The organism is Streptomyces flavalbus, from assembly GCF_042674625.1.
GTDB lineage: Bacteria > Actinomycetota > Actinomycetes > Streptomycetales > Streptomycetaceae > Streptomyces > Streptomyces flavalbus.
Genome location: NZ_JBHTEB010000001.1, coordinates 6,860,397 through 6,879,021, shown reverse-complemented (window position 1 = coordinate 6,879,021; position 18,625 = coordinate 6,860,397). Strand labels below are relative to the sequence as shown.

At 72.4% G+C, this 18,625-nt stretch carries 15 protein-coding genes, 1 pseudogene and 1 riboswitch; of the genes and pseudogenes, 4 read left to right on the top strand and 12 right to left on the bottom strand.

What is annotated here, in order from left to right; genetic code table 11:
* Window positions 1-16: 16 nt before the first annotated feature.
* Entirely contained in the window at window positions 17-616 is a 600-nt protein-coding gene (locus ACFQZ6_RS30705; RefSeq protein ID WP_381615600.1) for an Rv1733c family protein, read from the bottom strand.
* A 132-nt stretch (window positions 617-748) separates the two neighbouring features.
* Entirely contained in the window at window positions 749-1,216 is a 468-nt protein-coding gene (locus ACFQZ6_RS30700) for a Crp/Fnr family transcriptional regulator (protein WP_381615597.1), read from the bottom strand.
* A 320-nt stretch (window positions 1,217-1,536) separates the two neighbouring features.
* On the opposite strand from ACFQZ6_RS30700, the gene ACFQZ6_RS30695 reads away from it, so the two are divergent.
* The gene (locus ACFQZ6_RS30695) at window positions 1,537-3,129 is read left to right on the top strand and encodes an ATP-binding SpoIIE family protein phosphatase (protein ID WP_381615595.1); all 1,593 of its coding nucleotides are present in this window, start codon (window positions 1,537-1,539) and stop codon (window positions 3,127-3,129) included.
* A 6-nt stretch (window positions 3,130-3,135) separates the two neighbouring features.
* Here ACFQZ6_RS30695 and ACFQZ6_RS30690 read toward each other — a convergent pair whose 3' ends face one another.
* A complete protein-coding gene (locus ACFQZ6_RS30690) occupies window positions 3,136-4,362 on the bottom strand; it encodes an MBL fold metallo-hydrolase (RefSeq protein WP_381615592.1) in 1,227 nt (408 codons plus the stop codon).
* 132 nt (window positions 4,363-4,494) lie between these two features.
* On the opposite strand from ACFQZ6_RS30690, the gene ACFQZ6_RS30685 reads away from it, so the two are divergent.
* Entirely contained in the window at window positions 4,495-5,691 is a 1,197-nt protein-coding gene (locus ACFQZ6_RS30685) for a Glu/Leu/Phe/Val dehydrogenase dimerization domain-containing protein (RefSeq protein ID WP_381615589.1), read from the top strand.
* A gap of 34 nt (window positions 5,692-5,725) precedes the next feature.
* Window positions 5,726-6,331: a TetR family transcriptional regulator C-terminal domain-containing protein gene (locus tag ACFQZ6_RS30680; protein ID WP_381615586.1), complete on the top strand. Its 606-nt coding sequence runs from the start codon at window positions 5,726-5,728 to the stop codon at window positions 6,329-6,331.
* A 13-nt stretch (window positions 6,332-6,344) separates the two neighbouring features.
* Here ACFQZ6_RS30680 and ACFQZ6_RS30675 read toward each other — a convergent pair whose 3' ends face one another.
* From ACFQZ6_RS30675 to ACFQZ6_RS30665, 3 genes and pseudogenes are all read right to left on the bottom strand, one after another.
* Entirely contained in the window at window positions 6,345-7,130 is a 786-nt protein-coding gene (locus ACFQZ6_RS30675) for an SGNH/GDSL hydrolase family protein (protein WP_381615583.1), read from the bottom strand.
* A 194-nt stretch (window positions 7,131-7,324) separates the two neighbouring features.
* Window positions 7,325-8,284 (bottom strand): M23 family metallopeptidase, encoded by a 960-nt coding sequence (locus tag ACFQZ6_RS30670; protein WP_381615581.1) that lies wholly within the window; start codon window positions 8,282-8,284, stop codon window positions 7,325-7,327.
* A 4-nt stretch (window positions 8,285-8,288) separates the two neighbouring features.
* Window positions 8,289-8,442, bottom strand: a riboswitch (cyclic di-AMP (ydaO/yuaA leader).
* Window positions 8,443-8,758: 316 nt separating this feature from the next.
* Window positions 8,759-10,866, bottom strand: a pseudogene (locus ACFQZ6_RS30665) (alpha-galactosidase).
* Between the two features lie 170 nt (window positions 10,867-11,036).
* Between ACFQZ6_RS30665 and ACFQZ6_RS30660 the strand changes: the two are divergent.
* The gene (locus ACFQZ6_RS30660) at window positions 11,037-11,834 is read left to right on the top strand and encodes a tyrosine-protein phosphatase (protein WP_381615578.1); all 798 of its coding nucleotides are present in this window, start codon (window positions 11,037-11,039) and stop codon (window positions 11,832-11,834) included.
* 27 nt (window positions 11,835-11,861) lie between these two features.
* Here ACFQZ6_RS30660 and ACFQZ6_RS30655 read toward each other — a convergent pair whose 3' ends face one another.
* The 6 genes from ACFQZ6_RS30655 to hpnH form a co-directional block, all read right to left on the bottom strand.
* A complete protein-coding gene (locus ACFQZ6_RS30655; RefSeq protein WP_381615575.1) occupies window positions 11,862-12,002 on the bottom strand; it encodes a DUF6126 family protein in 141 nt (46 codons plus the stop codon).
* Window positions 11,995-12,624 (bottom strand): helix-turn-helix domain-containing protein, encoded by a 630-nt coding sequence (locus ACFQZ6_RS30650; RefSeq protein WP_381615572.1) that lies wholly within the window; start codon window positions 12,622-12,624, stop codon window positions 11,995-11,997. The genes ACFQZ6_RS30655 and ACFQZ6_RS30650 overlap by 8 nt, the downstream gene beginning before the upstream one ends.
* Window positions 12,625-12,688: 64 nt before the next feature.
* Window positions 12,689-14,134 carry an aspartate aminotransferase family protein gene (locus ACFQZ6_RS30645; protein ID WP_381615569.1) on the bottom strand — a complete coding sequence of 482 codons (1,446 nt, stop codon included), beginning with the start codon at window positions 14,132-14,134 and terminating at the stop codon, window positions 12,689-12,691.
* Complete coding sequence (gene dxs, locus ACFQZ6_RS30640; protein ID WP_381615566.1) at window positions 14,135-16,387, bottom strand: 1-deoxy-D-xylulose-5-phosphate synthase; 2,253 nt, start codon at window positions 16,385-16,387, stop codon at window positions 14,135-14,137.
* A gap of 35 nt (window positions 16,388-16,422) precedes the next feature.
* Window positions 16,423-17,598, bottom strand: a complete 1,176-nt coding sequence (gene ispG, locus ACFQZ6_RS30635) for a flavodoxin-dependent (E)-4-hydroxy-3-methylbut-2-enyl-diphosphate synthase (protein WP_381615563.1) — start codon at window positions 17,596-17,598, stop codon at window positions 16,423-16,425.
* A 4-nt stretch (window positions 17,599-17,602) separates the two neighbouring features.
* Window positions 17,603-18,625: an adenosyl-hopene transferase HpnH gene (hpnH, locus tag ACFQZ6_RS30630; protein WP_381615560.1), complete on the bottom strand. Its 1,023-nt coding sequence runs from the start codon at window positions 18,623-18,625 to the stop codon at window positions 17,603-17,605.

Genomic DNA, 18,625 nt, shown 5'->3' with positions numbered 1-18,625 from the left:
GTCCCGGCCGTCCGGCTCAGCCGAGCATCCGCTTCCGCCACTGCGGCTCCACCAGCGCCCACTCCGTCTCCCACTGCCCCACGCTGCGCCGCTCCAGCCCGCGCAGGGCCAGGCGGCCCCCGGCCAGTACCAGCGCGGTGATCGCGATGCCGGAGAGCACGCCGAGCAGGACGGCCTGCCGCTGGGCCTGGGCGCCGTCCACCGGTTCGGGGATCAGCTTGCCCCGGTCGTCGGTCCACACGGGCACGGACGTGCCCACGGCGACGCCCGCGTCGATCCAGGCCGCCCCGGTGCGGGTGGCGCCGTCGCCGTCGCTCCAGCGCACCTTGGCCCAGGCGCCGCTGCCGTACGACTCCACGACGCCGTTCTCCGAGTCGGCGAGTGGGATCTCCGTGACGACGGCCTGGACGCGCTGGGCCGCCGAGCGGCTCGCGGCGAGGCTGTCCGCCGTGGCCGCCTCCGCGACCCAGCCGCCGAGCACGCCGCCCAGCAGGGCGCACGCCCAGACGGCGAGCACGAACCACGCCTCGGCGCGGTCGCTGCGGCGCCGCAGTTCGTTGCGCCGCCACCGCCACAGCCACAGCCGCCTGACCCTGGTGCGGCGTCCCTCTTCCATGGCCGTTCCCCCTCTCCCGGTCAGACGGCCGGGCGGTCGCCGGGTGCCGGATCGGGCGCGGGGTGCGAAGAGCCGTACATGATTCCTCCAGGACACGGGCTGGTACGAGGGTTATGGGGGCGGCGGGACGGTTCAGCCGGGTACGCCGCTGCCGTACGGGGCGTACAGGTCGAGCAGTCGGGTGCGGGTGGCGTACAGGCGGTGGGCGAGCACCCGGCCGATCCAGAGCGCGACCGCCTCCCCCATGGCGGGGTCGGTGGCGCACATCCGCCGGGCCGCCCCGGCGTCGAACTCGTAGGCGCGCACCGGGCCCACGGCCTGGGCGCCGAGTTGCCACAGGTAGGGCGGGAACAGCCAGGACCAGCCGACGAGTTCGCCGAAGCCGACGGACTCGACGACGACCGGACGGCGGCCGGGTACCCGGACGTCCAGGGCGATGGTCCCGGACCGGATGATCCAGAAGTGGTCGGCGCGGGACCCCTCGTCGAAGAGGCGGGTGCCCGAGGGGATGTCGACCTCGCGGGCGGCGGCCATGAGCCTGCCGCGGTACTCGGTGGGCAGCGTCCTGGTGAGTCGGGGTGTGATCGTGGTGGTCGTCATGGCGGCGCCTCCTCACACGGGCCGACGGTTTCGCCGGAGGGGCACGACAGCCGGGCCCCTGATTCCAGACTCGGCCGCGCGGCGGACGCCCGGCTTGGGCCGAGTGGCCCCGACCGGGGGTCCCGGTCGGGCACTGTCGACGACCGCGGAACGCCCCACGCCCCGGACGCCCGTGTCCACCCCGGCGCGGCCGGATGGTCAGGGAAGGACCGAATGTGACGTGGTTCGGGCAGTGCGAGAACAGAAGCCGACATGCACGCACGGTTGCGTCCCGGGTGCGCTGTGATGACCGCGAACGGTAAGGAAGGGGGGAATCGGACGTGAGCGCTTTGGACCAAAGGCCGAACAGTCCGGAGACCACCGCGGTCCGGGCGCGCTGCCGCTGCGGTGGGACAGGGCTCGGCGGCGGCACGTCGGTCGCCGAGGAACGGTTCCGTGGGCTGCTTGAGGCGGCACCGGACGCGATGGTCATCGTCGACGACACCGGGACGATCCGGCTCGTCAACGCGCAGACGGAGGCCCTGTTCGGCTTCCGCCGCGAGGAGTTGCTCGGCCGCCCGGTCGAGGTGCTGGTGCCGCGGCGGTTCCGCGACCACCACACCCGGCACCGCGACGACTACACCGCCAACCGGCAGGTGCGGCCGATGGGCGCCGGACTGGAACTGCACGGGGTGCGCAAGGACGGCACCGAGTTCCCGGTGGAGATCAGCCTCAGCCCGCTGGAGACGGCGGACGGGCTGCTGGTGTCGGCCGCCGTCCGCGACGTCAGCGACCGCAAGCGCGCCGAGGCCGAGCTGACCGAACTGTACGAGCAGCAGCGGCACATCGCGCTGACCCTGCAACGGAGTCTGATGGGCACCCCGCCCGCCATCCCCGGCCTCGCGACGGCCAGCCGCTACCAACCCGCCACCCAGGGCGCGGGCGTGGGCGGCGACTGGTTCGACCTGATACCGCTGGGCGCGGGCCGGGTCGGTGTCCTGATGGGCGACGTGATGGGCCGCGGCCTGGAGGCCGCCGCGGTGATGGGCCAGCTCAGGTCGGCCGCGCACGCCCTGGCCAAGACCGGGATGCAGCCACGGCAGTTGATGCAGGCGTTGGACACGTGCGTCGCCGACCTGGACGTGCCCGACCAGCTCGTGACCTGCTGCTACCTGGTCATCGCCCCGGACACCAACACGGTGACGGTCTGTTCGGCCGGTCATCTGCCGACCCTGGTGGCCGGTCCGGGCGGCCGGGTGTACCAGCTCACCGCGCCGGTGAACGCGCCGCTGGGCGTCGGGAACATCATCTACGAGCAGACCCGCGCGGAGGTCCCGCCGGGGGCGACGCTGGTGCTCTACACCGACGGTCTGATCGAGACGCCCGGCAGCGACATCGAGGGCCGGATCGGTGAACTCACCGGCGTGCTCGACGAGTTCTTCACCGACAGCCCCACGGTCCGGCTCGAAGCGGTCGCGGACCACGTGCTGGCCGTGATGGTGCCCAACGCCGAGAGCCACAACGACGACGTGACCCTGCTGCTCGCCCAGCTCCCGGCGGCGCCGGTCGACTCGGCGGTCACGGACCTGCCCGCGGTGCCGTCCTCGGTGCCCGAGGGGCGGGCCTTCCTCCACAAGACGCTGAGCGCGTGGGACTGCACGGCGAAGGCGGACGACGCCCTGCTGCTGCTCTCGGAGATCCTCACCAACGCCGTGCAGCACGCCGAGGGCCCCATCGGGCTGCGGGCGTGCCGGTCCCTGACCGAACTCACCGTGGAGGTGGCCGACCTCAGTTCGCACCTGCCGCAGCCCCGGCTCGCGGAGAAGGACGCGGAGTCGGGGCGGGGCCTGCTGCTGGTGCGCAGCCTCGCCGACAGTTGGGGCGTCCGGCCGACCGACGAGGGGAAGACGACGTGGTTCACCCTGAGGCTGTGAGCGCGGTCAGTCCTCGCCGACCAGGTCGAGGCCGCGGGTGGTGCGCAGCGCGATCTCCGGGACCGGCCACTTCCGGGTGAGCCGCTGCGACACGTCCCGCCACCAGGGGCGTACGGGGAGGTCGCCGCCGGGTTCGAAGGGCTGGCCCGGGACGGGTACGGCGACGGCCTGGCCGACCGCCTCGGCCGCGGCGAGCGTCCACTCGCCCGGCTCGGCCCAGGGGTGCAGGGAGAGGTTGAAGGTGCCCCAGTGGATGGGCAGCAGGACGCCGCCCGGCTGGCCCTGTTGCAGGTCGAGGTGGCTTTGCACGCCCTGGGAGGGGTTCATGTGGATGTCGGGCCACGAGCCGGGCTCGGGTCCGTCCTCCGCCGCCCGGTCGCGGGGCCAGTAGTCGCTGTACGCGCCGATCTGGATCATCGTGGCGTCGAACGGCCCGTGGGCCGCGCCTATGTCGGTGAAGCCGTCGAAGTAGCCGGTGTCGCCGCTGTGGTAGATCCGGTGCCGCTCGCCCGTGACGACCCAGGACGCCCACAGGGTGTGCTGGGTGTTGCGCAGGCCCCGGCCGCAGAAGTGGCGGGCCGGGGTGGCGGTCAGGGTGAGGGAGCCGACCCGGGTCTCCTCGTGCCAGTCCAGCTCGCGCAGCCGGTCCGCGGAGACGCCCCAGTGCTCCAGGTGGGCGCCGACGCCGAGCGGCACCGCGAAGACGGTGTCGGTACCGGCGAGCGCCCTGATCGTGGGCAGGTCGAGGTGGTCGTAGTGGTCGTGCGAGATGACGACGACGTCGACCGGGCCGAGCGCGGCCAGCGGCAGCGGCGCCGGGTGCAGCCGCTTGGGCCCGACGAAGGGGAACGGCGAGCAGCGCTGGCCCCACACCGGGTCGAAGAGGACCCGCTGTCCGTCGATCTCCGCGAGGACGCTGGAGTGGCCCATCCAGGTCAGCCGCAGTCCGCTGGCGGGCGGCCGGGCGATGTCGGCGAGCGTGGTGGCGTGCACCGGGACGCCGCCCCTCGGGGAGCGGCGGGAGCGCTCGTCCTTGTCGAAGAAGATCTTGGCGAACTCCACCGCCGAGCCCGAGGGCCGGGTCCGGGCGGGCGGACCCGGGTTCTGGAAGACGCCGTCCTTGAAGTGCGGGGATCTGCGGATGCGCGCCATGCGCTCACCGCTGGGGTCCGCGCCGAAGGCCACGGGCCGCAGCGAGCGGAGCCCGGAGCGCAGGGAACGGGAACCGGCCACGGTACCTCCAGGTGGAGTCGGTGAGTCCTCCCATTATGGTCGGCTGGCGCGGTGGCGCGTTGACATCCCCGGGAACCCGTTCGAATACTGACCGGCGATTCAGTAGCGTTCCGTCGTCCCCCTGGAGTCCGTATGCCGACCGCCGCCGCCCCGGCCGCTCCCCTGCTCTCCCTCACCTGGACCGACCACGTCACCGGCCGCCGGGGCTTCCTGGTCGTCGACCGGCTGGTGCGGGGCGTGGCCAGCGGCGGACTGCGGATGCGGGCGGGCTGCACGCTGGAGGAGGTGACCGGCCTGGCCCGCGGCATGACCGTGAAGGAGGCGCTGCACTACGACCCCGGGAACCGCTACGTCCCGCTGGGCGGCGCGAAGGGCGGCATCGACTGCGACCCGCGCGACCCGGCGGCGTACGGGGTGCTGGTGCGGTACCTGCGGGCGATGCGGCCGTACGTCGAGAGCTGCTGGACGACGGGTGAGGACCTCGGCCTCAGCCAGGATCTCGTGGACCGGGCCGCCGCCGAGGCGGGGCTGGTCTCCTCGGTGCAGGCCGTGTACCCGCTGCTGGACGACGAGGCCGCCGCCCGGCGTCGGCTCGCCGACGCCTTCGCCCTGGAGGTGGACGGCATCGGCCTGGACGAGCTGGTGGGCGGCTGCGGGGTGGCCGAATCGGCGCTGGTGGCGCTGGACCGGGCCGGGGTGCCGTACGCGGGGACCCCGGTCGCCGTGCAGGGCCTGGGCACGATGGGCGGCGCGACCGCCCGCTTCCTCGCCCGCGCGGGGCTGCGCGTGGTGGCCGTCGCCGACGTCAAGGGCACCATCGCCAACCCGGCGGGCCTGGACGTGGAGGCGCTGCTCGCCGCGCGGGACGGGTACGGCACGGTGGACCGGGCTGCGCTGCGCGCCGCTGACCGGGAGCTGCCGGGGGACGCCTGGCTGACGGCGGGGGCGGAGGTGCTGGTGCCCGCGGCGGCGTCGTACGTGATCGACACCGCCAACCAGGCCCGGATCACCGCCCGCTGGGTCGTGGAGGCCGCCAACATGCCCGTCCTGCCGGAGGCGGAGCGGCTGCTGACCGCGCGCGGGGTGACGGTGCTGCCGGACGTGGTGGTCAACTCCGGTACCAACGCCTGGTGGTGGTGGACCCTGTTCGGGGACGTCGGTGCCGACGCGGCTGAGGCGTTCGCGCACACCCGCCGCGCCATGCGCGCCCTGGTCACCACCGTCCTCGCGCGCGCCGACGCGGACGGCACGACGCCCCGTGCCGCCGCGCACGCCCTGGCCGCCGACCGGCTGCCGGTGATCGCGGAGCGGTTCGGTTGGTACCGCTGACGGGAGTTCGACGACAGGCTCTAGGGTGATCCGCGTGGCGAGGGTGCGGTTGAGTGTGGCGGAGCGGCGGGCCGAGCTGCTGACGGCGGCGGTGGAGCAGATCGAGGCGCGCGGGGTCGCGGCGGTACGGATCTCCGACGTGGCCTCGGCGCTCGGGGTGAGCAACGCGCTGGTGCTCTACCACTTCGCGTCCAAGGAGAAGCTCGTCGCCGCCGCCTTCGCGCACGCCGCCGAGGGCGACCTCGCACACCTGCGCGGGCTGCTCGGCCGCCGTACGACGGCGCTGCGCCGACTGCGCTCGGCGGTGCGCTGGTACGCCCCCACCGGCACCGCCAAGGGCTGGCGGCTGTGGATCGAGGGCTGGGCGGCGGCGCCCCGCGAACCCGCCCTCCAGGAGGTCACCCGGGAGCTGGACCGGCGGTGGAAGTCCGCCCTCGCCGAGGTGATCGCCGAGGGCGTGGCCGCGGGCGAGTTCCGGTGCCCGGACCCGGCCGCCACCGCGCTGCGGCTGACCGCGCTACTCGACGGCCTCGCGGTGCAGTTGACGGCGTACCCGGGCGCCGTCTCCCGCGCGCGGGCCCAGGAGTGGGTGGACGAGGCGCTCGCGCGGGAGCTGGGGCTGGCGGCCGGGGAGGGCTGAGGCGCGCCCCGGTTCAGGCCACGGACGCGATCCGGGTCCTGATGTCGTCCGGGGAGAGCGTGCCCTTGGCGGTGACGTGGTCGCCGGAGGACTCGCCGCGCAGTCGGCGGCCGATCCACGGCACCAGGTACTCGCGCGCCCAGTGCACGTCGTCGCGGCGGATCTCCAGGGTGCCGCGCGGCGGCAGCGGCGGCCAGGGCTGGTCCGGGTCGGCCGGGACCGGCAGGCCGAGGACCTGCCCGGCGCGCAGCGCCACGCGCGTGTGCCCCTCGGGGGACAGGTGCAGCCGGTCGTGGTCCCAGGCCCGGCGGTCCTGGACGGACCTCAGGGACCACAGGTCGAGGACGGGGCAGCCGTACCGGTCCGCGATGGCGCGCACATGTCCGTTGTAGGTGGCGATCTTGCCGCGCAGGTGCTTGAGGACGGGCACGCCCCGGGTGTCGAACCCGGTGGTCACCATCACCGTGCCCGCTACGGCGGTCAGCCGGGCGACCGCCTCCTCGAACCGTTCGGCGACCTCGTCGGGGTCGGTGCCGGGCCGCAGGATGTCGTTGCCGCCCGCGCAGAAGGACACGAGGTCCGGGGCGAGTTCGACGGCGCGCGGTACCTGGTCGGCCACGATCTGGTCGAGGAGCTTCCCGCGCACGGCGAGGTTGGTGTACCGGAAGTCGCCCTCGGGACGCCGGTCCGCGAGCAGCACCGCGAACCGGTCGGCCCAGCCGACGAACGCCCCGTCGGGGCCGGGGTCGCCGACGCCTTCGGTGAAGCTGTCCCCCACCGCCACGTGCGACCCGATCACTGATCTGCTGTCATTCTTCGAATCGTCTGCCACATCGGCCCATCTTTCCCCGTCGATTGTGACCTACGCGACCGTAGGAAAGGGTTGACGGGCGGTGAGATAAGCCACTGCCAAAACCTTGGTCAATTGCGGAATACGCCGACGGCCGGACCCGTGCGTGGGGTCCGGCCGTCGGCGCGGTCGCGGGGCTGGCGTCAGCCGATGGAGACGCCGTGCGAGCGGAGGTAGGCCACCGGGTCGATGTCGGAGCCGTAGTCGGGCGTGGTGCGGATCTCGAAGTGCAGGTGCGGGCCGGTCGAGTTGCCGGTGGAGCCGGACAGGCCGATCTGCTGGCCGCCGGTCACGGTCTGGCCGCTGGAGACGGACAGCGAGGACAGGTGCGCGTACTGGGCGTAGTAGCCGTCGTTCAGCTTGATGACGACCTGGTTGCCGTACGCACCGGCCCAGCCCGCGGAGACGACGGTGCCGGGGCCGACGGACTTCAGCGTGGTGCCGGTGGCGGCGGCGAAGTCGACGCCGGTGTGGTAGCCGCTGGACCACATGCTGCCCGCCACCTTGTAGCCGGTGCCGACGGCGGCGCCGTCGACGGGGGCGCTGTAGCCCGAAGCGGCGGTGGTCGTGGCGGTGCTGGCGGACGACTGCGAGGACTCGGCGGCGGACGACTTGGAGGACTGCGTCGACTGCTTCGGCTTCGCGGGCTGGGCGGGCTTGGCGGCCTTCGGGGCGGACTGCTTCTTGGCCTCACCCTGCTTGGTCTCGCCCTGCGCCGCGGCCTTCTGGCCGATGCTGAGCTTCAGCCCGGGGTGGATCAGCGAGGGGTCGTCGCCGACCGCCGCGCGGTTGTCCGCGTAGAGCTTCTTCCAGCCGCCGTCGACGTTCTGCTCGTCAGCGATCTTCGAAAGGTAGTCGCCGGCACGGACGGAATAGGTCCGCACGCCCGACTTCTCGGCGGTGGACTTCTTCTCGGCGGCCGACTTCTGCGCCGCGGGGGCGGAGTGGACGGCCTTTTCCGAAACGGACTGCGGGGTGGCGGCGTTGGCGCTGGCGGCCCCCATCAGGGGCAGGGCGAGCGCGGCGCCACCGGTACCGGCCACGGCGATGGAGCGGGCGATACGCAGGGACTTGGGACGGCGGTGCTTACCCTTGGCGGGCATGGCGAATTCCTCTCCTGCGCCTGCGAGGTGAGCTGTCGGGTGCGGACTGGAGATGTCCGGCCGCACCGAGGTGCGGCTGTACCCCAAGCCTGTTCCGGGAACCGGAACAGGCGGTCTACCTGTGGGTCCCCCGCTCCTGCCGGGTGCACGGGTCAGTTTGCGCGGAGTCCGGACGGCGGCAGGATTCGGCGTTCCGTCCGGGATCGGTGTGGAACGTAAGCGAGCAAGACGCAAACGGACAAGCGAGAGGTTCCACCCGAACGCCTTTTTCTTGATCCCTTACGGGAATTACCGGTCACCCTGAGTTGTTCCGAGCGGTGACGCTTTCCCTAAAAGCCCTTGAAAAAGCCCCTGATTACGTGAACATGACGGGCGACGGACGGTCACCGCTATGACGCTGCTCACGTGCCGGATTTCCAGCGTGCCGAATTCCGGAGCGAGTTGGAATGGAAGCGATTAATCCGGACAGATGACTCAGATGCGACGCAGTCGGAGAACTGCCGCATCAAGGTCACCGCGCAGCCCCAGCCGTATCCCGTGGTGCAGCAGCACGGCACCTCGGTGGATTTCGCCCGTTTCAGGGCATTCATAGGAGCTTGCCGGGTCCAGTCCGCGCAGCCGGAGCGCGGGGACCGGCTCGCCGTGGTGCTGCGCCTGGAGGCAGGCGAGGACGACCGTCTCGGCACCGCGCACGTACTGCACCGCGCTCAGCCCGCCCCGCGGCGGGCGCAGCCGGTAGAGGTCCCCGCGCTGCACCAGCGGCCGGATCTCCCGGTACAGCTCCACCCAGTCGCGGGCCTCGGCCAGCTCCGCCTCGCTCCAGCGGGTCAGGTCGCCGCCGATCCCCAGCACCCCGGCCATGGCGCTCACGAACCGGAAGCGCAGCGGGCTGACCCGCCCGTTGAGCTGCTCGTTGGGGCTGTCGGTCACCCAGGCGGCCATCACGCGCGCGGGGTGGAGCTGGCTGAAGCCGTGCTGGATGGCGAGCCGGTCGAGGGGGTCGGTGTTGTCGGAGGTCCACACCTGGTCCGTACGGCTCAGCACCCCCAGGTCGATCCGGCCGCCGCCGCCCGAGCAGGACTCGAAGGCGACGCCGGGGTGGGCCGCCCGCAGCCGGTCGAGCAGCGCGTACACGGCCCGTACGTGATCCACCCAGAGCCGCTGCGGGTAGGGCTCGCCGGGCCATCCGGCGTCGGTGAAGCAGCGGTTGAAGTCCCACTTCACGTAGTCGATGGGCGCGCTCGACAGCAGGGCGTCCAGGCGCTCCCACAGGTACTCCTGGACGTCCTCGCGGGCGACGTTGAGTACGAGTTGATTGCGAAACTCTGTCCGCTTACGTCCTGGTTGGTACTGCACCCAGTCCGGGTGCGCCCGGTACAGGTCGCTGTCCGGGTTGACCATCTCCGGTTCGACCCAGATGCCGAACCGCATCCCCAGCGCCCGCACGTCCTCGGCGAGCGGCGCCAGCCCCTTCGGGAAGCGGTCAGGGTTGGGCGTCCAGTCACCGAGCCCGGCGTGGTCGCCGGTGCGGGAGCCGAACCAGCCGTCGTCGACGACGAACAGCTCGACGCCGATCGCCGCCGCCCGCCGGGCCAGCGCCCGCTGCTGGTCCTCGGAGATGCCGAACCCGGTCGCCTCCCAGGAGTTGAACAGCACCGGCCGGTCCTGGTCGGCGTCGGGGATGACGTACGCCCGCTGGTAGCGGTGCCAGGCCGGCTGGCGCCGCCGAAGCCGCCGTCGCTCCACAGCCCGGCGAGGACGGGGCTCGTGTAGGACTCCCCCGCGGCCAGCCGCAGCAGTCCGGAGTCGTCGTGTCCGGCGCCGCCGGTGATCTGCACGCGCGCGTCGGGCAACTGGGCGACGCCGATCCGCCAGGAGCCCGACCAGGCGAGGGCGCAGCCGTACACCTCGCCGCGCTCCTCGGTGGCGTCGGTGTCCAGGGCGACCCAGGGCAGGTGCTGGTGGCCGGTGTGGCCGCGGCGGCTGCCGATGACCTTCTCGCCGTAGGTGAGCGGGGCTGCGGTGAGCCGGGACTCGGCGGCCCAGCGGCCGTGCAACTGGCTCAGCCGCCAGCCGTCGCGCTCCGGGAGCGTGAAGACGGCGGAGTCCGCGCGCAGCAGCTCCACGTCGGCGTCCCCGGCGTTGTCGACGGTGACCCAGCGCTCGACCACGTCGTGCCGGACGCGGTAGTGCAGGGTGACGGTCAGCCCGCCGTCCCGGAAGCGCAGCCGTACGCCGTCGGGGTCGGCCTCGTGGCCCTCGTAGGACCACTCGGTGCCGCGCCGCCCGTCGCCGGTGCGCACGGACAGGGCGGGGCGGGTGAAGCGGGGGCCGCCCTCGACGGGGTACTCCTCGCGGCCGTCGAGCCGGGACTCGAAGGGCCAGTGGTCCGGCAGCGGGCGCGCGGCGAGCGCCTCGGCGTCGGCGAGGGCGATGCGCGGGCCCCAGTGCAGGTGCAGCAGCTCGTCGGCGTCGGTGAGGTGGACGGCGTAACTGCTCGCGGGCCCGGACAGCAGCCACGTACGGCCGTTCTCGGCGATCTCCACCGGCACTGGACCCACCCACCCCACAGATCCCGACAGCAACGCCCAACGCCCAACATCATCAACCGTTTCCCTCCGGGAGGGCAACGCCTGTGGACGGTCGCGGCGACTCCCTGTGGACAACTCATTGCCCAGGGAATCCATGTCGTATGGTCAAGGGCGTACCCGTCGGCGATCGGCGCCGCCGGGGCCGATGGGAGGGAGCCCCCGTGACGCAGCAGGTCCCGTCGACCGAGCCCGAACTGGCTGGCGTGCGCAACTTCCGTGACGTGGGCGGACTGCCGACCGTGGACGGCCGCCGGGTGCGGCACGGCGTGCTGTTCCGCAGCGGCCACCTGGCGCACGCGACCGACGAGGACGCCGCGTTCCTCGCCTCCCTGGGCCTGCACACGGTCTTCGACTTCCGCAACGCCGCCGACCAGAAGCTGGAGGGCCCGGACGTCGAGCTGCCCGGCGTGCGGAACGTGAACCTGCCGCTGTCGGACCCGGCGGACGGCGCCGAGTTCTGGAAGATGGTCCGCGACGGCGACCTGGAGCAACTGCGCTCGGTGCTCGCCGACGGCAAGGCGGCGAACCGCATGATCGCGTCCTACCGCATGATCATCAAGGAGCGCACCGCCGAGCACTCCCGGGTGCTGCACGCCCTGGCCGAGGACAGCGTGCCCGCGCTGATGCACTGCGCCGCGGGCAAGGACCGCGCGGGGCTGTCGATCGCGGTGACGCTGCTCGCCCTGGGCGTGGAGCGCGAGGCGATCCTCGCGGACTACCTGGAGTCCAACGCCACCCACCGCCGCTACAAGGTGCACCGCAGCGGCAGCGCGTCCTCGGCCTACTCGCCCGAGGTGATGGAGCTGCTCAGCCCGCTCTTCGACGCCCGCGCGGAGTACCTGTCGGCGGCCTTCGACACCATCGAGGAGACCTGGGGCGGCGTCGACGCCTACCTCCACGGCGGCCTCGGCGTCACCCCCGAGGTCCGCGACCGGCTGCGCGACCGCCTCCTCGACTGAGACCGACCGGCCGCGCCCCCTGTCCGGCTATTTGGCCCCCACCTCGAAGAGCAGGTACAGGAACGCCGCGAACAGGTGGCCCGCCACCACATAGATGAACAGCCGGAACCAGATGCCCCGCGGCAGCTTCTGCTCTATGTCCCTCTGGTCTGTGTCTCTGTCACTCATCGGGGTCTCCGGGGGTGGGGCCGAGGCACAGGGTGGCCGTCGGGCTCTGCAGAAGAGTGTGCACGAACAACAGATCGACTCCGGTGCCGGTCCCGGCCGCGAGCCGGTGCGGGGTGAGGGAGTCGAAGTGGGCGCTGTCCCCCGGGCCGAGGCGGTGCGCGGTGTCCCCGAGCCGCAGGCGGAGCTGGCCGCGCAGCACGTACAGCCACTCCTCGCCGGGGTGCACCCGCACCACGTCGCCCTGCGAGCCGTACGGCACGTGCACGCGCAGCGCCTGCATCCCGCGCCCGGCGGCGCCCGCCTGCCAGTAGGTCCAGCCGCCCGCGCGGGTCGGCTCGGTCTCCGCGCCGCGCAGGACGGCGTCGCGGTCGCCGACCGTCTCACCGAGCAGTTCGGAGACGGTCGTACCGTAGATGCGGGCCAGCGCGAGCAGCATCGGCAGGGAAGGCTGGCGCTGCCCGGTCTCCAGCCGGGAGAGGTGGGCGGGCGACAGGCCCGCCGAGCGGGCCGCGGCCTCCAGGGTGAGGGCGGCCCGGCGGCGCAGCGCGCGGAGCTGGGGTGCGACGGTGGGCGGCAGGGCCTCGGGTCCTTCGGAGGCCGCCGCGTCTTCCGGTGAGCGCATGACTCCATTGAGCCGCACGCTTGCCCCAGAGGCAATTTCTTTGCCTCTGGGGCAAAAACGCCCGTCAGCGGTTGGCCACCGCCTGCTTGACCAGTGTCCTGCCGAACTCCCACACCAGTCCGCCGTCGTGCGCGTCGTCCATCACCGCGGTGAACGCCTCGACGAACCGGTCCACTTCCCGCTCCCCGATGATCAGCGGCGGGATCAGCTTGATCACCTCCAGGTGGTCGCCGGAGACCTGGGTGAGGATGCGGTGCCGCTGGAGCAGCGGGACGACCACCATCTGCGCGAAGAGTCCCTTGCGGGCGGCCTGGAGCATGTGCCAGCGGGTGCGCAGCCTCAGTGAGCTGGGCCTGCCGAACTCGATGCCGATCATCAGGCCCCGGCCGCGCACGTCCGCGAGCAGCTCGTACCGGTCGATCAGCGCGGCGAGCCGGGTGCGCAGCAGGTCGCCGGTGGCGCGGACGGCGGCGACGGTCTGCTCCCGCTCCATGACCGACAGCACCGCGAGGCCCGCGGCCATGGCCTGGGCGTTGCCGCCGAAGCTGGCCGAGTGGACCAGGACGCGGTCCATGGAGGAGTAGACCTTCTTGAAGATCCAGTCCTTGCCGAGCGTGGCGCCGACCGGTACGTAGCCGCCGGAGAGGGCCTTGGCGACGCAGACCAGGTCGGGTTCGACGCCGTCCTCGTGCTGGTAGGCGTAGAAGTCGCCGGTGCGGCCGAGGCCGGTCTGCACCTCGTCCGCGATGAGCAGCGCCTTGTGCCGGTGCAGCAGTTCCTGGGCGGCGCGGAGATAGCCGGGCGGCGCCTCGTGGACGCCCTTGCCCTGGATCGGCTCGACGATCAGCGCGGCGACGTCGCCGCGCCGCAGCTCGCGGGCGAGGGCGTCGAGGTCGCCGAGGGGGACGGGGGTGTCGGGCAGCAGCGGGGCGAAGCCGTCGCGGAAGCCGGACTCGCCGTTGACGGAGAGGGAGCCGGTCGTCAGCCCGTGGAAGGCGTGGACGCAGTACAGGATCCTCGGTCTGCCGGTGGCGTAGCGGGCGAACTTCAGCGCGGTCTCGACCGCCTCGGTGCCGCTGTTGCCGAAGAACACCCGGTCCAGGTGCGGGCTGTGGGCGAGCAGCCGCTCCGCGAGCAGTCCGGGCAGCGGCTGGCAGTCGAAGCGGGTGAGGTCGGCGAGGGAGGCGTCGAGGACGTCGTGCAGCGCCTTGCGGACGACGGGGTGGTGGCGGCCCAGGCCCATCACCCCGAACCCGGCGAGCATGTCCAGGTAGTCGTTGCCGTCCGTGTCCCAGAAGTAGGCGCCCTCGGCCCGCTCGTAGACCTTGTCGAAGCCGATGGTGTGCAACATGCGCGGCAACTGGTGGTTGAGGTGCCGGGCGTGCAGGTCGTAGCGCTCGGCGCCGCGTTCGGCCAGCAGGGCGCCGAGGTCGAAGTCCGCGCCCGGCGCCGGGCCCGACGGGGACGGCACCGGCACGGACGGCTGGGGCGCGGATTCCGCGGTCGTCATTCAGTCTTCCCCTCGAACGGCGTCTACTCCCCGAACGACGTCTACCCCTCGCACGGTTCCGGGCTCACCCTCGGACGGCACGCGTCCGCCTCCGGACGCGGCCCCTCCACCTCCGGCCGCGGCCCGACCACCACCGACCGCGCCCGGTCCCCTGCCGGACCCGGCCCGGTCACCACCGGAGGCCGTCCGGCCACCACCCGACGCGGCCCGACCGCCACCGGCCGCCGTCCGGCCACCACCAGAGGCGTTACGCCCGCCCCCAGGCGGCACCCGGCCGCCCCCAGACGGCACCCGACCGCCACCAGACGGCACCTGGCCACCACCGGGCGGCACGCGACCACCCCCGGGGGGCACCCGATCGCCGTCGTCGCCCCCGGCCCGCTCCCGCGTCACCGCCAGGCTCGCGCTGACGCGCCCGGCGATCTCGACCGGGGTCAGTCCGATGTCGGCGAGCACCTCGCCGCGCTTGGCGTGGGTGAGGAACTGTTCCGGGATGCCGAAGCGCCGTACGGGGACGTCGACGTCCGCGTCACGCAGCGCCAGCTCCACCGCCGCGCCCACCCCGGCGGCGCGGCTGTTGTCCTCGACGACCGCGGCCAGCCGGTGGCGGGCGGCGAGCCCCGGCAGCGCCGGGTCGACGGGCTTGACCCAGCGCGGGTCGACGACCGTGCAGCCGATGCCCCGGGCCTCCAGCAGCTCCGCGGCCTGGAGGCAGACCGGCGCCATCACGCCCACGGCGACCAGCAGCACCTGAGGCGCCTCGGCCCGGTGCAGCACGTCCACGCCGCCGACCCGGTCGACGGCCGGGATCTGGGGGCCGACGTTCTCCTTGGGGAAGCGGACCAGCGTCGGCGCGTCGTCCACGGCGACCGCCTCCCGTAGCTGGGCGCGGAGCTGGTCGGCGTCGCGGGGCGCGGCGATCCGCAGTCCGGGGACGACCTGGAGGACCGACAGGTCCCACATCCCGTTGTGCGAGGCACCGTCGACGCCGGTCACCCCGGCCCGGTCGAGCACGAACGTCACCCCGCAGCGGTGCAACGCCACGTCCATCAGGAGTTGGTCGAAGGCCCGGTTGAGGAAGGTGGCGTAGACGGCGACGACGGGGTGCAGTCCGCCCGTCGCCAGCCCCGCCGCCGAGACCGCCGCGTGCTGCTCCGCGATGCCGACGTCGTAGACCCGGTCGGGGAACCGCTCCGCGAACGCGCCGAGCCCGACGGGGTGCAGCATCGCCGCGGTGATCGCCACCACGTCCGCGCGCTCCTCCCCGATGCGGACGATCTCCTCGCCGAACACGGACGTCCACGACGGCCCCCCGGACGGGGTGAGCGGCGCGCAGGTCAGGGGGTCCATCACGCCGACGGTGTGGAAGTGGTCCTCCTCGTGCGCGAGGGCGGGTTCGTAGCCGCGGCCCTTCTCGGTGAGGCAGTGCACGAGGACCGGCCCGTGGAAGCGCTTGGCGCGGCGCAGCGCGGACTCCACGGCACGGGTGTCGTGGCCGTCGATCGGGCCGACGTACTTCAGGCCCAGGTCCTCGAACATGCCCTGCGGCGCGAAGGCGTCCTTGAAGCCCTTCTTGGCGCCGTGCAGCGCCTCGTACACCGTGCCGCCGACCACCGGGGTGCGCAGCAGCACCTCCTTGCCCCAGGCCAGGAACTGCTCGTAGCCGTCGGTGGTGCGCAGGGTCGCCAGGTGGTTGGCGAGGCCGCCGATGGTCGGTGAGTAGGAGCGTTCGTTGTCGTTGACGACGATGATCAGCGGCCGGTCCTTGGCGGCGGCGATGTTGTTCAGCGCCTCCCAGGCCATCCCGCCGGTCAGCGCCCCGTCGCCGATGACGGCGACGACGTGGCCCTCCTCGCCCCGCACCTCGCGGGCCTTGGCGAGGCCGTCGGCCCAGCCGAGCGCGGTGGAGGCGTGGCTGTTCTCGATGACGTCGTGCTCGGACTCGGCACGCGAGGGGTAGCCGGACAGGCCGCCCTTGCCGCGCAGCTTGGAGAAGTCCTGACGTCCGGTCAGCAGCTTGTGGACGTAGCTCTGGTGGCCGGTGTCCCACAGGATGCGGTCGACGGGCGACTCGAAGACCCGGTGGAGTGCGATGGTCAGTTCCACCACCCCCAGATTGGGCCCGAGGTGCCCTCCGGTCCTCGCGACCGCGTGGATGAGGAACTCCCTGATCTCCTCGGCCAGTCGGCCGAGCTGCGCCTCGGACAGCGCCTTCAGGTCGCGTGGTCCCCGGATCGTCTCAAGTATGGTCACGCTCGGGCCCCCTCTCGGTCCGTGCCGTGTAGCGTCTAGCGCACCGTCACTTCCGGCTTCCCCGGGACGGTGGGGGCGCCGGACCCGGCGCCGTCCTGTTCCATGCGCTCGGCGATCTTCATCGCCTCTTCGATGAGCGTCTCGACGATTCTGGACTCGGGGACGGTCTTGACGACCTCGCCCTTCACGAAGATCTGTCCCTTGCCGTTGCCGGAGGCCACGCCGAGGTCGGCCTCCCGGGCCTCACCCGGCCCGTTGACGACACACCCCATGACGGCCACCCGCAGCGGCACCTCCATGCCGTCCAGGCCCGCGGTGACCTCCTCGGCCAGCTTGTAGACGTCGACCTGGGCCCGCCCGCAGGAGGGGCAGGAGACGATCTCCAGCCGCCGTTCCCGCAGCCCCAGCGACTGGAGGATCTGGATGCCGACCTTGACCTCCTCGGCGGGCGGCGCCGACAGGGAGACCCGGATGGTGTCGCCGATCCCCCGGGAGAGCAGCGCGCCGAAGGCTACGGCCGACTTGATCGTCCCCTGGAACGCCGGACCCGCCTCCGTCACCCCCAGGTGCAGCGGGTAGTCGCACTGGGCGGCGAGCTGCTGGTACGCCTCGATCATCACGACCGGGTCGTTGTGCTTGACCGAGATCTTGATGTCCCGGAAGCCGTGCTCCTCGAAGAGGGACGCCTCCCACAGCGCGCTCTCGACCAGGGCCTCGGGGGTCGCCCTGCCGTACTTCTGGAGCAGGCGGCGGTCCAGGGAGCCCGCGTTGACCCCGATCCGGATCGGCGTGCCGTGGTCCTTGGCGGCCCGCGCGATCTCCTTCACCCGGTCGTCGAACTGCTTGATGTTGCCGGGATTGACGCGTACGGCGGCACACCCGGCCTCGATCGCCGCGAACACGTACTTCGGCTGGAAGTGGATGTCCGCGATGACCGGGATCTGCGACTTGCGGGCGATGGTCGCCAGGGCGTCCGCGTCGTCCTGCGTGGGGCAGGCGACGCGGACGATCTGGCAGCCGGAGGCGGTGAGTTCGGCGATCTGCTGGAGGGTGGCGCCGATGTCGGACGTACGCGTCGTCGTCATCGACTGCACCGACACCGGTGCCCCGCCCCCGACGGGCACCGGCCCGACCTGGATGCGCCGCGACACACGCCGCTCGGCGATCGGCCGGACCGGTACCTCGGGGACGCCTAGCGGTACGGCGGTCACGGGGTCACTCCCGGTTCCCGGAGACCGTCTCGCGCATCGCGCGCAGGGACTCCTTCAGCGAGCCCATGGTGGCGAGGACGGCGGTCGGCTCGTAGCCGCAGTGCGCCATGCAGTTGTCGCACCGCGGGTCCTTACCGCGGCCGTACTTGTCCCAGTCGGTCTCCTCGATCAGTTCGCGGTACGTCGGCACGTACCCGTCGCTCATCAGGTAGCAGGGGCGCTGCCAGCCGAAGAGCGAGTAGTTGGGGATGGCCCAGGCCGTGCACGGGAAGTCGACCTTGCCCTCCAGGAAGTCCAGGAAGAGCGGCGAGTGGTTGAGCCGCCACCGGCGGCGGTTGCCGCCCGCGAACGCCTTCTTGAACAGTTCGCGGGTCTGCTCCACGCCGAGGAAGTGCTCCTGGTCGGGCGCCTTCTCGTAGGCGTAGGCGGGCGAGATCATCATCTCGTCGACCTGGAGGTCGTCGTTGAGGAAGTTGAGAACCTCGATGATGGTCTGCGGGGTGTCGGTGTTGAAGAACGTGGAGTTGGTGGTGACCCGGAAGCCGCGCCGCTTGGCCTCCTTGATCGCCGCCACCGCCTCGTCGAACACGCCCTCCTTGGCCACCGACTCGTCGTGCCGCTCGCGCAGCCCGTCGATGTGGACGGCGAACGCGAAGTACGGCGAGGGCGTGAACTTGTCCATCTTCTTGCGCAGCAGCATGGCATTGGTGCACAGGAAGACGTACTTCCGTTTCGCCACCAACTGGCGCACGATCTCGTCGATCTGCGGGTGCATCAAGGGCTCACCACCGGCGATCGACACCATCGGCGCGCCCGACTCCAGCACGGCGCCCACGGCCTGCGCGACCGGCATACGCTGCTTCAGCACGCCCGCAGGATGCTGGATCTTCCCGCAGCCCTCACACTTGAGGTTGCAGGCGAAGAGCGGTTCCAACTCGACGATCAGCGGAAACTTGTCCCGCCTGCGGAGCTTCTGTTCGGCCAAGTATGTAGCGACCTTGATGGACTGGCGCAGCGGCATGGCCAT